This window comes from Serinibacter arcticus, assembly GCF_004786095.1.
GTDB classification, from domain to species: Bacteria; Actinomycetota; Actinomycetes; order Actinomycetales; family Beutenbergiaceae; genus Litorihabitans; species Litorihabitans arcticus.
The window spans coordinates 214,184-227,215 of record NZ_RHPJ01000004.1 but is presented as its reverse complement, the minus strand read 5'-3'; the positions used below and the strand labels follow the sequence as shown (position 1 = coordinate 227,215).

General features: G+C 72.2%; 14 protein-coding genes. 9 read left to right on the top strand and 5 right to left on the bottom strand.

Annotated features, from left to right (window positions below; translation table 11 throughout):
• Positions 1 to 3 precede the first annotated feature (3 nt).
• Positions 4 to 642, bottom strand: a complete 639-nt coding sequence (gene msrA / locus SERN_RS13915; RefSeq protein WP_135850758.1) for a peptide-methionine (S)-S-oxide reductase MsrA — start codon at positions 640 to 642, stop codon at positions 4 to 6.
• 100 nt (positions 643 to 742) lie between these two features.
• On the opposite strand from msrA, the gene ilvA reads away from it, so the two are divergent.
• Complete coding sequence (gene ilvA, locus SERN_RS13910; protein WP_233251707.1) at positions 743 to 1,972, top strand: threonine ammonia-lyase; 1,230 nt, start codon at positions 743 to 745, stop codon at positions 1,970 to 1,972.
• Between the two features lie 66 nt (positions 1,973 to 2,038).
• On the opposite strand, the gene greA is transcribed toward ilvA, so the two are convergent.
• Entirely contained in the window at positions 2,039 to 2,533 is a 495-nt protein-coding gene (gene greA, locus SERN_RS13905) for a transcription elongation factor GreA (protein ID WP_408640878.1), read from the bottom strand.
• A gap of 161 nt (positions 2,534 to 2,694) precedes the next feature.
• On the bottom strand, positions 2,695 to 3,129 hold the full coding sequence (locus SERN_RS13900) for a DUF4307 domain-containing protein (RefSeq protein WP_158292671.1): 435 nt from the start codon (positions 3,127 to 3,129) through the stop codon (positions 2,695 to 2,697).
• Between the two features lie 81 nt (positions 3,130 to 3,210).
• On the opposite strand from SERN_RS13900, the gene mca reads away from it, so the two are divergent.
• Genes mca through SERN_RS13885 form a run of 3 tightly spaced genes read left to right on the top strand, consistent with a single transcriptional unit; the run spans position 3,211 to position 5,275 of the window.
• Positions 3,211 to 4,053, top strand: coding sequence for a mycothiol conjugate amidase Mca (gene mca / locus SERN_RS13895; protein ID WP_135850817.1), 843 nt, complete (start codon positions 3,211 to 3,213; stop codon positions 4,051 to 4,053).
• Complete coding sequence (locus SERN_RS13890) at positions 4,050 to 4,409, top strand: hypothetical protein (protein ID WP_158292670.1); 360 nt, start codon at positions 4,050 to 4,052, stop codon at positions 4,407 to 4,409. The genes mca and SERN_RS13890 overlap by 4 nt, the downstream gene beginning before the upstream one ends.
• A complete protein-coding gene (locus SERN_RS13885) occupies positions 4,406 to 5,275 on the top strand; it encodes a nitrilase-related carbon-nitrogen hydrolase (RefSeq protein WP_135850753.1) in 870 nt (289 codons plus the stop codon). Before SERN_RS13890 ends, SERN_RS13885 begins: the two co-directional genes overlap by 4 nt.
• On the opposite strand, the gene SERN_RS13880 is transcribed toward SERN_RS13885, so the two are convergent.
• Positions 5,272 to 6,237: a PPK2 family polyphosphate kinase gene (locus tag SERN_RS13880; RefSeq protein ID WP_135850752.1), complete on the bottom strand. Its 966-nt coding sequence runs from the start codon at positions 6,235 to 6,237 to the stop codon at positions 5,272 to 5,274. The genes SERN_RS13885 and SERN_RS13880 overlap by 4 nt on opposite strands.
• Positions 6,238 to 6,280: 43 nt before the next feature.
• Positions 6,281 to 7,015 carry a PAQR family membrane homeostasis protein TrhA gene (trhA, locus tag SERN_RS13875; protein WP_135850751.1) on the bottom strand — a complete coding sequence of 245 codons (735 nt, stop codon included), beginning with the start codon at positions 7,013 to 7,015 and terminating at the stop codon, positions 6,281 to 6,283.
• A 258-nt stretch (positions 7,016 to 7,273) separates the two neighbouring features.
• Between trhA and SERN_RS13870 the strand changes: the two genes are divergently transcribed.
• The 5 genes from SERN_RS13870 (at position 7,274) to SERN_RS13850 (ending at position 13,021) form a co-directional block, all read left to right on the top strand.
• Positions 7,274 to 8,044: an isoprenyl transferase gene (locus SERN_RS13870; RefSeq protein WP_135850750.1), complete on the top strand. Its 771-nt coding sequence runs from the start codon at positions 7,274 to 7,276 to the stop codon at positions 8,042 to 8,044.
• A 308-nt stretch (positions 8,045 to 8,352) separates the two neighbouring features.
• Positions 8,353 to 9,708, top strand: a complete 1,356-nt coding sequence (locus SERN_RS13865) for a PhoH family protein (RefSeq protein ID WP_135850816.1) — start codon at positions 8,353 to 8,355, stop codon at positions 9,706 to 9,708.
• Between the two features lie 190 nt (positions 9,709 to 9,898).
• Complete coding sequence (locus SERN_RS13860) at positions 9,899 to 11,185, top strand: extracellular solute-binding protein (RefSeq protein ID WP_135850749.1); 1,287 nt, start codon at positions 9,899 to 9,901, stop codon at positions 11,183 to 11,185.
• Positions 11,182 to 12,183 (top strand): carbohydrate ABC transporter permease, encoded by a 1,002-nt coding sequence (locus tag SERN_RS13855; protein ID WP_135850748.1) that lies wholly within the window; start codon positions 11,182 to 11,184, stop codon positions 12,181 to 12,183. The genes SERN_RS13860 and SERN_RS13855 overlap by 4 nt, the downstream gene beginning before the upstream one ends.
• Before the next feature lies 1 nt (position 12,184).
• Positions 12,185 to 13,021 carry a carbohydrate ABC transporter permease gene (locus SERN_RS13850; protein WP_135850747.1) on the top strand — a complete coding sequence of 279 codons (837 nt, stop codon included), beginning with the start codon at positions 12,185 to 12,187 and terminating at the stop codon, positions 13,019 to 13,021.
• Positions 13,022 to 13,032 lie beyond the last annotated feature (11 nt).

Below are 13,032 nucleotides of genomic sequence, written 5' to 3'. Positions count from 1 at the left end.
GACCTAGAAGGTGACGCCCGTGGCGTGCAGCGGGCAGTACCCGTTCGGGTTCATCACGAGGTACTGCTGGTGGTAGCCCTCGGCGTACCAGAACGGCCCGGCGGCGTCGGACGATCGGGCGTCCGTCGTGATCTCGCCGTAGCCGGCCTGGGTCAGGCGCGGCTGGTAGGCCGCGCGCGAGCGCTCGATCGCCTCGCGCTGCTCCTCGGTGGTCCAGAAGATCGCGGAGCGGTACTGGGTGCCGCGGTCGTTGCCCTGGCGGTGCACCTGGGTCGGGTCGTGCTGGGTCCAGAAGACCTCGAGCAGCTGGTCGATCGTGACGACCGCCGGGTCGTAGGCGATCATCACGGTCTCCGTGTGACCGGTGCGCCCGGTGCACGTCTCCTCGTAGGTCGGGTTCGGCGTGAACCCGCCCATGTAGCCGACCGCCGTGGTGACCACGCCCGGGATCTGCCAGAAGTGCTTCTCCTCGCCCCAGAAGCAGCCCATCGCGACGTGCAGCACCTGCGTGCCCTCGGGCCAGGGGCCGCGCAGCGGCGTGCCGAGCACGCGGTGCGTGCCGGGCACGGAGAAGGTCGGCTGCTCGCGACCGGGCAGCGCCTCGGAGGCGGTGACCATGGTGGGGGCCTGCTTGAAGAACATGGGGGCTCCTTTCGCCACCTGGGTCAACGTCGGGGCGGCGCGCGGTGTTCCTCCCGGGTGCTCGCTGTCGCGCGGCCGCGTGCGGTGGCAGGGTGGGGGAGTGGACAGCAAGCCCCTCGTGACCCTTGACGACGTCCTGCGAGCCCGCGAGGTGCTCGAGGGCCTCCTGCACCGCACCCCGGTCGAGAGCAGCGACGCGTTCGCCGAGATCGCCGGCGCGCCGCTCCGCCTCAAGTGCGAGCACCTCCAGCGGACCGGATCGTTCAAGGTGCGCGGTGCGCTCGTGCGGCTGGCCGGGCTGAGCCCCGACGAACGACGCCGGGGCGTCGTCGCGGCCAGCGCCGGCAACCACGCCCAGGGCGTGGCCTGGGCCGCGCGACGGCTGGGGATCGACGCCGTCGTCCACATGCCCGCCGACGCCGCCATCCCCAAGGTCGAGGCGACGCGCTCCTACGGTGCGCGGGTGGTGCTGGGCGGCGACCGCGTCGAGGACGCCGTCGCGCGCGCGGTCCTGGAGGCGGAGGCGCAGGGACGCACCTTCATCCACCCGTTCGACCACGTCGACGTCGTCGCGGGGCAGGGGACCGTGGGCCTGGAGATCCTGGAGCAGGTGCCCGACGTCGGCACGATCCTCGTTCCCACCGGCGGCGGGGGGCTGGCGGCCGGGATCGCGGCGGCCGTGCCGGAGGACGTCCGCGTCGTGGCGGTGCAGTCCGAACGCGCCTCCGCCTACGGGCCGTCCCTGGCCCAGGGGTCGCCCACCTCGATCACGACCACCCGGACCATGGCGGACGGGATCGCCGTCGCCCGGCCCGGTGACGTGCCGTTCGGCGTGCTCGCCGCCCGCGACACGCGGGTGCTCACGGTCAGCGAGGACGACCTGTCCCGCGCCGTGCTCTCGCTCGCGGAGCGTGCCAAGCAGGTGGTGGAGCCGGCGGGTGCCGCCGGCATCGCCGCGATCATCGCGCACCGGGGCGAGACGCTCGACGGGCTCGTCGAACCGGGCCGCAGCGTGGTGGTGGTGCTGTCCGGCGGGAACGTCGACCCGATCGTGCTGCGCAAGGTGTTCCGCCACGGCATGTCCGCGGCCGGGCGCTACCTGCACCTGCGGTGCAGCCTGTCCGACCGCCCCGGCAGCCTCGTCGGGCTGCTGGACGCGATCGCCCAGGTGCACGCCGACGTCGTCACGATCGGCCACGTGCGCACCGGTGCCGGCCTCGGGGTGGACGAGACCGCCGTCGACGTCGAGGTGGTCACGAAGGGCTCCCGTCACAGTCGCGAGGTGCTCGAGCACGTCCGCGCTGCGGGCTTCGACGCCGTGGAGCGCTGACGGCGGCCACCCCGGTGGGGGTGACCGCCGTCGGCGATGGTTCGGCGGACTCAGCCGTGGAGCGACTCAGCCGTGGAACGGCGTGGCCGCCGTGATGGCGACCTCGACCTTGACGTCCCTGGGCGTGAGGTAGCTGGTCTTCTCGCCGACCTTCTTGCCGTTGATCGCGGCACCGAGCAGCGAGGACGGGGAGAACACCTCCAGGTCCGTGGTGTCGCCGACCTCGCGCGAGCCGAAGAGGAACGTCATGCTCTCGCCGCCCACGTCGGCGGTGACGACCATGCCGGGCTCGACGACGCCGTCGTCCTTCGGGATCTCCCCGACCTCGGCGGTGCGCAGCAGCTCGGTGAGCTGGCGGATGCGGCCCTCGGCCTTGCCCTGCTCCTCGCGCGCGGCGTGGTAGCCACCGTTCTCCTTGAGGTCGCCCTCGGAACGGGCCTGCTCGATGCGCTCCGTGATCTCGGTGCGACCGGGGCCGGTCAGGTGGTCGAGCTCAGCCTTGAGCCGGTCGAAGGCTTCCTGCGTGAGCCAGGTGGTGTCGGGCACGGTGCTCTCCTCGATGCGTGATGACGCCCGTCCGACGGCGACGGGATCGTCCGTCTCCGGTCCGGACGTGCGCCGGTGGTCCGACGCGTCACGATGACACGAACGCCGCCCCCGGAAGGGACGGCGAAACGACCAGTGTAGTGCGAGCGGGGCCGGTGGCGGCTACTCCCGGACCGCTACTCCGGGACCGCGACGCAACCGTTGCTCACGGCGTCGGCCTGCTCGGCGCGGGCGAACGTGGTCACGTCGACCGTCAGCGGCACCACGCGGGGTCCGCCCGCGGGGACGTCCACCAGGGTCACGCCGACCTGGGCGTGGCTCACGTCGAGGGCCTGGACCGTGCAGCGCAGCGGCACCTCGGGATCCTCCCGGAGGACGGAGAAGGAGACCGTGACCTGCGAGTCCGAGACGACGCGGTAGCTCGAGCCGGTGACGCTCGCCCCGGTCCCCGGGCCGCCGAAGACCAGCCACAGCACGATGGCGGTCCCCACCACGCCGATGACGGCGGCGGCGACCGCCGCCAGCCTTCCGGGTGACCTGCCACCCGCGGCGGGGCGGGCGCCGTAGCGGCGCTCGAGCCTCGCGCGCTGCTCGGCGTCCGTGGTGCTCACCCGACCAGTCTGCCCCAGGTGGGATGATGGTCACCGACAGATCCCAGCACGCAAGGAGGGCCCGTGGCCCCGCTCCGGCTCATGGCCGTGCACGCACACCCCGACGACGAGTCCAGCAAGGGCGCCGCCACCATGGCGCGCTACGCGGCCGACGGCGTCGACGTCCTCGTCGTCACCTGCACCGGTGGCGAGCGCGGGGACGTGCTCAACCCCCGGCTCCAGCACGACCCCGAGGTCCTGGTGGACCTGCCCGCGCGCCGTCGGCGCGAGATGGACGCGGCGGCCGCGGCCCTGGGCGTGCGCCAGACGTGGCTCGGCTTCGTCGACTCCGGGCTGCCCGAGGGCGACCCGCTGCCCCCGCTGCCCGAGGGCTGCTTCGCGCTCGCGCCGCTGACGGAGACCGTGCCGGCGCTCGTCGCCCAGATCCGGCAGCAGCGTCCCCAGGTCCTGCTCACCTACGACGAGAACGGCGGCTACCCCCACCCCGACCACATCATGACCCACGTGGTCTCGATGGCCGCGGTCGAGGCGGCGGCCGACCCGGAGCAGCACCCGGAGCTCGGTGAGCCCTGGCAGGTGCCGAAGGTCTACTACCACGCGTCCTTCTCCCGACGCCGGATGGCGGCCGTGCACGACGCGCTCACCGACCGCGGCCTCGAGTCCCCGTTCGGGGCGTGGCTGGCGGAGTGGGACGGCGAGGGCGGCCGCAACGTCACGTGCCGCGTGGACGCCTCGGCCCACTTCGGCCAGCGCGACCAGGCACTGCTCTCGCACGCCACCCAGATCGACCCCGACGGGTTCTTCTTCGCGGTGCCGCGCGACCTCGAGGGTGAGATCTGGCCGTGGGAGGAGTTCGAGCTCGTCTCCTCCACCGTCCCGACCGAGCCGATGGAGGACGACCTGTTCGCCGGGGTCCGTCCGTGACCGGCACCGGTGCCCTGCTCGCGGCGACGCTGGCGACCGAGGTCCCCGACCAGTACGAGGTCACGCCGGGGCTTCCGGGCTTCCTGGCGACGTTCGCCGTCCTCATCGTCTTCCTGCTCCTGATCCGCTCGTTCAACAAGAACATGCGCAGGGTCAACGCCAACGAGCGCCACCGCCAGACGGAGGCCGCCGCCGCGGCGCAGGCCGAGGCCGAGGAGACGACGGCGCGGGAGGCCGCGACAGAGCCGACCGACGCCGAGGTGGCCCAGGTGATCGAGGTGCCCGAGGGGCGTGCCGACGAGACCCGTCCGGTCGACGGCGACGCCCCGGCACCCGAGGCCGGTCAGCGCGGGTGAGGATCGCGGCCGCGCAGCTCGACGCCGCCCTGGGCCTCCCCGGGGTGCGCGACGGTGCGGCGGCCGCTGACGCGATCGCTCGCGCCGCCCGCGAGCACGCCGCCGACGTCGTGCTCCTGCCCGAGTACGCCTCGGGCTGGTCGAGCCCGCTCACCCGTGATCTCGTCCAGCCCGACGACGGTCCCTTCCTGACCGCCGTCCGCGCGGCCGCGGCGGCGCACGGCGTGAGCGTGGTGGTTGGCGTCGTGCTCCCGGGGCTCGCCGGGGGCGGGGGGCGAGCCGGCCGCGCGCGGAACGTGACGGTCGTCGTCGGCCCGGACGGCGCCGAGCTCGGTCGGTACACGAAGGCCCACCTCTACGACGCCTACGGCAGCCGTGAGAGCGACCTCCTCGAGGCGGGCGATCCCGCCGGCGACGGCGCGCCGCTGACGGTGCAGCTGCCGACGGCGGCGGGCCCGGTCACCCTGGGCGTCCTGACCTGCTACGACCTGCGCTTCCCCGAACCGTTCCGCGCCCTGATGGGCGGTGAGGGCGACCCGCGGCCCGATGTCGTCGTCCTCGGCGCGGCCTGGGCGGCGGGGGAGGGCAAGGCCGAGCAGCTGCGCGTGCTCGCCCGTGCCCGGGCGATCGAGAACACGGTCTACCTGGCGATCGCCTCCCAGCCCGGTGACGGGCGCACGGGCGGTTCCCTCGTCGTCGACCCGGCGGGGGCGGTGCTGGCCGAGGCCGGCGATCCCACCGCCGACGGTCCGGCGTTCGCGGTCGCCGACGTCGATCCCGCTCGCCTCGCCGCCGTGCGCGAGGCGAGCCCCGTGCTCGCCCACCGCCGGTACGGCGTGCACCCGCTCGCGGGGAACGGCAGCTAGGACTCCGTGCGCTCGATCTGCTCGGCGCGCTCCTCGATCTCGGCCGGGGTGAGGGCCAGCGGATCGTCCTGCGTCGCGTCCAGGGCCTCGATCGCGGCCTCGACGTCGAAGGTGGCCTCCGGCCACGCGAGGTCCAGTCCCGTCAGCGCGTCGACCAGCAGCTGGGTGACCGCGAGGCGAGCGAACCACTTGCGGTCGGCCGGGACGACGTGCCAGGGGGCGGTCTCCGTGGACGTGCGCTCGATCGCGATGTCGTAGGCCTCGGTGTAGCGGGGCCACTTGGCGCGCGTGTCGAGGTCGCTGACGGCGAACTTCCAGTGCTTGTCCGGGCGCGCCAGGCGCTTGCTCAGCCGCTCGTACTGCTCGGCCGGGGAGATCACGAGGGCCACCTTGACGATCGTGGTGCCCGCGGCCGCCAGCTTCTTCTCGAACCGGACGATGTCGCGGTAGCGGCGCTCGATGGTCTCGGGGTCGGCCAGGGCGTCGACCCGCGCGACGAGCACGTCCTCGTAGTGCGAGCGGTCGAACACCCCGATCCGCCCGGCCGACGGCAGCGCGCGCCGGATGCGCCACAGGAAGCTGTGCGAGCGCTCCTTCTCGGTCGGCACGCCGAACGAGCGGATGGTCACGCCCTGCGGGTCGACCATGCCGAGCACGTGCCGGACGATGCCGCCCTTGCCCGACGTGTCGAGCCCCTGCAGCACGAGCAGCACCGAGCGGGTGCCGCCGGAGCGCCCCTCCGCGAACAGCCTCTCCTGCAGCTCCGACAGCGTCTCGCCCAGCTCCAGGGTGCGGGCCTCGGCCGCCGAGCGACCGGCGTCCCAGCCGGGGGTGGCCCGGGTGTCGACGTCGGCGAGCGAGGATCCCGGCTCCGGGCGCAGGAGGTCGGCGAGCGGTGCGTCGAACGCGGCCGTCGGCTCGGCGGACCTCGTCGACTTCTTGGACTTCTTCTTGCTGCTCACGCTGGCTCCTTGGACGGGTGCCGCGAGCCTAGCCGGGGGCGCGTCAGCGCAGGGAGAGCACGACCACGTAGATCGCGATCGCGTGGCACGTGTAGCCGATGAGCGTGCCGACGTGGAAGATCTCGTGGAAGCCGAACCAGCGCGGTGAGGGGTTGGGGCGCTTGAGCGCGTACACGACCGCTCCGACGGTGTAGCCGATGCCGCCGGCGATCACGAGCCACATCACGGCGTCGCCGCCGGAGCGCCCGAAGGACGGCAGGAACCACACCGCCACCCAGCTCAGGGCCAGGTAGATGGGCACGTACAGCCAGCGCGGCGCGCCCAGCCAGAAGACCCTGGCCAGGATCCCGGCGACGGCGCCGCCCCACACGACGAGCAGGAGCGTGCGCGACTGGGCGGGCGGCAGCAGGAGCGCGGCCAGCGGCGTGTAGGTGCCGGCGATCACGAGGAAGATGTTGGAGTGGTCGATGCGTCGCAGGATCGCCAGGGTGCGCGGCTCCCACGTCCCCCGGTGGTAGACCGCGCTCGCCCCGAAGAGCAGGGCCGTGGCGACGGCGAAGACCAGGGTGCTCCAGCGCGCCGTCGGCGTCGGGGAGATCACCACGAGCACGATCCCCGCGATCAGCACGAACGGGAACATGCCCGCATGGATCCAGCCGCGCAGCAGCGGCTTGACCGCGGTGGCGAGCTGCTCGACGGCGGACTCCACGGTCGGCCGGGCGGGCTGGCGGGCGGGCTGGGGGGAGTCGGGGCTCGTACCGGGGGAAGTGCTGCGCATGCGGTCCTCGCTCGTGGTTACGTCACCGTAGGTTACCCCAGCGCAGCGTGCGGATCCGGGGACGTGGAGCACGCCGTCACCGTCGTCGTGCAGGCTCCGTGAGCACCGTGCGGCGGGGTTGTGAGGGGTCGAACGGACACCCCGCGCCCAGTCGGACGGGGGGCCGGTGCGCGCGGTAGCGTGGCCCGGCGGAGCAGTCGACCGGGCGCAGCCGCGCCGGTGGAGCCGGCTCCGCGACGGATGCGAGGGTGGTGGAGCATGGCCGGATTCAGCCCGACCCAGGGCCTGTACGGGCTCTACGAGCGGCGTCTGGCCCGTGAGCTGCGGTCCGAGGACGTGCCGCACCACATCGGCATCATGATGGACGGCAACCGCCGCTGGGCGCGCCAGGTCGCGGCCCCGCCGTCGCACGGCCATCGCGCCGGGGCCGACAAGATCGTCGACGTCCTGGGATGGTCCGACGCCATCGGCGTGAAGATCGTGACGCTGTGGATGCTCTCGACCGACAACCTCCGGCGCGACCCCGCCGAGCTCGGCGAGCTCGTGGCCATCATCGAGGAGGCCGTCTCCGACCTCGCGGCCTCGCGACGGTGGCGCATCCACGCGCTCGGCGCGCTGGACCTGCTCCCGGAGTCCACGGCGCGGCGGCTGCGCGCGGCGCAGGAGCTGACGAGGGACGTCGAGGGCATGGTCGTCAACGTGGCCGTCGGCTACGGCGGACGGCAGGAGATCGCCGACGCCATCCGGTCGCTGCTGCGCGAGCGCGCGGCCCACGGCGCCGGCATCGAGCAGGTCGCCGACGAGATCACCGTCGAGCAGATCGCCGACCACCTCTACACCAAGGGGCAGCCCGACCCCGACCTGGTCATCCGCACCTCCGGCGAGCAGCGCATCGGCGGGTTCCTGCTGTGGCAGAGCGTGCACACGGAGTTCTACTTCGCCGAGGCGTTCTGGCCCGACTTCCGGCGCGTCGACTTCCTCCGCGCGGTGCGCGCGTACTCGCGGCGCGAGCGTCGCCTCGGTCGCTGAGGACCCGCCCGACCGTGGTGTTCGGTGAGCGCCAGGTTGCGAGCGTGTGAACTCTTCCTGCGGCGCCCCCGCGGTGTGGCGTGTCGCACATCTTTGCCACGAGCCGGACGTAGCGTCTGGCTCGTGAGCGGCACCCAGCCACTCGCCGGAAGGCCACTGTGGAGCATCGCTTCGTCAGGAGGGGCCGTCGGCCCCATCGGTCGACCGCCCCCACCTCGCACGGTCCGCACCGGCGCGCGAGCGCCCTGACGGACTGACCACCAGGCGCTTCGGCGTCGGAGGGAGCCACCGTGAGCGAAGGCACCGAGATCGTCCCCCAGCCGGCAGATCAGGCCGAGCACGAGCCGTCGGGGGAGGAGGCGCCTCGCACCACGTACGTGCTCGACACCTCCGTCCTGCTGTCGGATCCGCGGGCGCTGTTCCGGTTCGCGGAGCACGACGTCGTCCTGCCGGTCGTGGTCGTCACCGAGCTGGAGGCCAAGCGTCACCACCCCGAGCTGGGGTTCTTCGCACGGAGCGCGCTGCGGGCGCTCGACGACCTGCGGGTCAAGCACGGCAGGCTGGACGCGCCCGTCCCGGCGGGTGAGGGAACGCTGCGCGTCGAGCTCAACCACTCCGACCCCACGGTGCTGCCGTCGGGGCTGCGCCTGGGCGACAACGACACGCGCATCCTGTCGGTGGCGGCGAGCCTCGCGGCGGAGGGCAAGAACGTCGTCGTGGTGAGCAAGGACCTGCCGATGCGGGTCAAGGCCTCCTCGGTCGGGCTCGCCGCGCAGGAGTACCGGGCGCAGCAGGCCGTCGAGGTCGGCTGGAGCGGCATGGCGAGCGTGGACCTGGACGAGGGCGAGCTGGCGGCGCTGTGGGGGAGCGAGCGGGTCTCGATCGCCGACCTGCGCGACCCCGCTCCGGTGCAGGACCTGCCCGTGCACACGGGGCTGGTGCTGCACTCCACGCGTGGCTCGGCGCTCGGCCGCGTGACGGCCGACAAGCAGATCCAGCTCGTGCGGGGCGATCGCGACGTGTTCGGCGTGCACGGCCGCAGCGCCGAGCAGCGCGTCGCGATCGACCTGCTGCTCGACAAGGAGATCGGCATCGTCTCGATCGGGGGGCGGGCCGGGACGGGGAAGTCGGCGCTCGCCCTGTGCGCCGGGCTCGAGGCCGTGATGGAGCGCCGCGAGCACCGCAAGATCATGGTGTTCCGACCGCTGTACGCCGTCGGCGGTCAGGACCTCGGCTACCTGCCGGGCAGTGCCGACGACAAGATGAACCCGTGGGCGCAGGCCGTGTTCGACACGCTCGGCGCGATGGTCTCCACCGAGGTCGTCGAGGAGGTCATGGACCGCGGCATGCTCGAGGTGCTCCCGCTGACCCACATCCGCGGCCGCTCGCTGCACGACGCGTTCGTGATCGTGGACGAGGCCCAGTCGCTCGAGCGCAACGTGCTGCTGACGATGCTCTCGCGCATCGGCCAGAGCTCGCGCGTGGTGCTCACGCACGACGTCGCGCAGCGCGACAACCTCCGGGTGGGGCGGCACGACGGCGTCGCGGCCGTCATCGAGGCGCTCAAGGGCCACCCGCTGTTCGCCCACGTGACGCTCACGCGCTCCGAGCGCTCGCCCGTGGCGGCGCTGGTCACCGAGCTGCTGGAGGGCATCGACCTCTGAGCGGGTGGCGCTCGCGGCGGCCGGTCACCCCCGTGGTGGCCGGCCGTTCGTGTGCGCGGCGCCGCCGTCGGACTGCCCCTGACGAGGCGGCGCGCCGCCGTCGCCGATGTTGCGTTCGCCGGACGCGTTTGGTTTTGTAGTTGCCAAGGTTTGTCCAAGCGGACGACGACGGTGACGTTCGGAGGACGGCATGAGACGGACGGGCGCGGCCGCAGCGGTCGCACTGGTGGCGACGTTGGGTCTGGCGGCGTGCGGGGGCGGGGACGGCGACGACGTCGAGCTCACCTGGTACATCAACCCCGACGACGGCGGTCAGGCCGCCATCGCGGCGCAGTGCACGACCGAGGCCGACGGCGCGTACGCGATCTCGACCTCGCTGCTGCCCCGCGAGTCGAGCTCGCAGCGCGAGCAGCTGGCCCGCCGCCTGGCGGCCAACGACGCCTCGATCGACCTCATGAGCATCGACCCGCCGTTCGTGCCGGAGCTCTCCCGCGCGGGGTTCCTCGCTCCGGTACCCCAGGAGCTGCAGGAGACGGCCGAGGCGCAGGCGGTGCAGGGCGCGCTCGACACCGCCACGTGGCAGGACGAGCTGGTCACGGTCCCGTTCTGGGCCAACACGCAGCTCCTCTGGTACCGCACGTCGGTCGCCGAGGCGGCCGGTCTGGACATGACGCAGCCCGTCACGTGGGACCAGATCATCGATGCCACACGGGAGCAGGAGCTCTACCTCGGCGTCCAGGGCGGACGGGCCGAGGCGCTGACGGTGTGGATCAACTCCCTGGTCCAGTCCGCCGGTGGTGAGGTCATCTCCGGCGAAGCCTCCAACGCCGACGAGGTGGAGGTGACGATCGACAGCGAGGCCGGGGCGGAGGCCGCGCGCATCCTGTCGGAGATCGGCGAGGACGGTCTCGGCGGCCCCGGGCTGCCGACCTCGGACGAGAACGGCAACCTCTCGACCTTCGAGGGGGACCGCGGATCGTTCATGGTCAACTGGCCGTTCGTCTGGCCGGCGATGTCGGGTGCGGTCGAGGACGGCTCGCTGTCCCAGGAGGTGTTCGACGACGTCGGGTGGGCGATGTACCCGCAGGTCGTCGAGGGTCAGGAGTCCCGGCCGCCGGTCGGCGGGATCAACCTCGGGGTGAGCGCGTTCAGCGAGCACGTCGAGGAGTCGTTCGCCGCGATCGCCTGCATCACCGACCCGGCCAAGCAGGCGGAGTACTTCGTCACCAACGGCAACCCGCCCTCGGCCACCGAGGCGTTCGACGACCCGGCCGTCCAGGAGGCCTTCCCGATGGCCGACGTCCTGCGCGAGAGCCTCGAGGCCGGTGCGCCGCGTCCTCTCACGCCGTTCTACACGACCGTGACCCTGGGACTTCAGCGCACGTGGCACCCGTTGGACCAGATCGACCCCGAGTCGACGCCGGAGCGGTCGACCGAGCTGCTCCGGGCCATCCTGGCGGGGGAGGACCTGCTGTGAGCGCCACGACCGGTCCCGGCGCGACGTCGTCGCCCACCGCCGCGCCGTCGTCGTCCTCGGCCAGGAACGCGAACGCGACGTCCTCCCGCAAGCCTCGCCGCAGCGCGCGTCGCCGCGCCGAGGCGAGGCTCGGATGGATCCTCGCGGGACCCGCGTTCGTCGTGATGCTCGCGGTCACCCTCTACCCGATCCTGCAGGCGGTCTGGGAGTCGCTGTTCAACTACCAGCTCACGGCGCCCGACGACCGGACGTTCGTCGGGCTGAACAACTACCTCGTGATCCTGACCGACTCGATCTTCTGGCGAGCGATGGGCGTGACGACGCTGATCATGGTCATCACCGTCGCCGTCGAGCTGGTCATCGGGTTCGGTCTGGCGATGGTCATGCACCGCGCGCTCAGGCGCCTGCGCGGTCTTCTGCGCACGGCGATCCTCGTGCCGTACGGCATCATCACGGTCGTCTCCGCCTTCGCGTGGTTCTACGCGTTCGACACCACGAGCGGCTTCGTCAACTCCTGGTTCGACTGGGTGCCGGGGATCAGCAGCGACCTCAACTGGTTCGCCGAGACGCCCACGGCACTGATCGTCATCATGGCGTCGGAGATCTGGAAGACGACGCCGTTCATCTCGCTGCTCCTGCTCGCGGGCCTGGCGCAGGTGCCGGGCGACCTCGAGGAGGCCGCCAAGGTCGACGGTGCGACGCCGTGGCAGGTGTTCAAGCGCGTGATCGTCCCCAACATGAAGGCCGCGATCATGGTGGCGGTCCTGTTCCGGGCGCTCGACGCCTTCCGCATCTTCGACAACGTCTTCATCATGACGCAGGGGTCCGCGGGTACCGAGGTGCTGGCGCTCCTGGCCTACCGCACCTCGATCGGCCAGCTGCAGATCGGCATGGGTTCCGCCATCTCGGTCCTGCTGTTCCTGTGCGTGATCGTCATCTGCTTCATCGCGATCAAGGTGTTCAAGGTCGACCTCGCCCCGGCCCAGGGAGGGAAGTGACGTGCTGACCACGAAGCAGAAGGTGTGGTGGGCGCTCGGGACCGTCGCCGTCCTGGTCTACGCCCTGTTCCCGGTGGCCGCGATCTTCGCGACCTCGTTCAAACCGTCCAGCGAGCTCACCTCCGGAACGTTCCTGCCCTCGAGCCCGACGTTGTCCAACTACGAGTCGATCCTCGCGGGCGACGCCCAGGAGCTGTTCCTGTCCTCGCTGAGGAACTCGATCGGCATCTCCGTGATCTCCACGGTGCTGGCCTCGATCCTGGCCACGCTCGCCGCCTACGCGATCGCGCGGCTGGACTTCCCCGGCAAGAAGCTCGTGCTGATGACGTCCCTCGCGGTCTCGATCTTCCCTGTCATCTCGATCGTCACGCCGCTGTTCAACCTGTGGCGGACGATCGGCCTGTACGACACCTGGCCGGGCCTGATCATCCCGTACATGTCGCTCACGCTCCCGATCTCGATCTGGACCCTGACGGCGTTCTTCCGCCAGATCCCCTGGGAGCTGGAGCAGGCCGCCCAGGTCGACGGTGCGACGACGTATCAGGCCTTCCGCCGCGCGATCGTGCCGCTCGCGGCCCCAGGGGTGTTCACGACGGCGCTGATCGCGTTCTTCATCGCGTGGAACGACTTCGTCTACGGCATCTCTCTCACCTCCACCTCGGCCGCGCGCCCCGTGCCCGCCGCTCTCGCGTTCTTCACCGGCTCCTCGCAGTTCGAGGAGCCGACGGGGGCGATCTCCGCTGCCGCCGTCGTCGTCACCATCCCCGTCGTCGTGCTGGTCCTGCTGTTCCAGCGCCAGATCGTCTCCGGTCTCACCCAGGGCGCCGTCAAGGGCTGAGCGCCCGGAAG

Bases quoted from the DNA above. Each gene is read 5' to 3' on its own strand.
- msrA (WP_135850758.1), bottom strand. From the start codon at position 642: ATGTTCTTCAAGCAGGCCCCCACCATGGTCACCGCCTCCGAGGCGCTG.
- mca (WP_135850817.1), top strand. From the start codon at position 3,211: ATGGCCGTGCACGCACACCCCGACGACGAGTCCAGCAAGGGCGCCGCC.
- trhA (WP_135850751.1), bottom strand. From the start codon at position 7,015: ATGCGCAGCACTTCCCCCGGTACGAGCCCCGACTCCCCCCAGCCCGCC.
- SERN_RS13870 (WP_135850750.1), top strand. From the start codon at position 7,274: ATGGCCGGATTCAGCCCGACCCAGGGCCTGTACGGGCTCTACGAGCGG.
- SERN_RS13860 (WP_135850749.1), top strand. From the start codon at position 9,899: ATGAGACGGACGGGCGCGGCCGCAGCGGTCGCACTGGTGGCGACGTTG.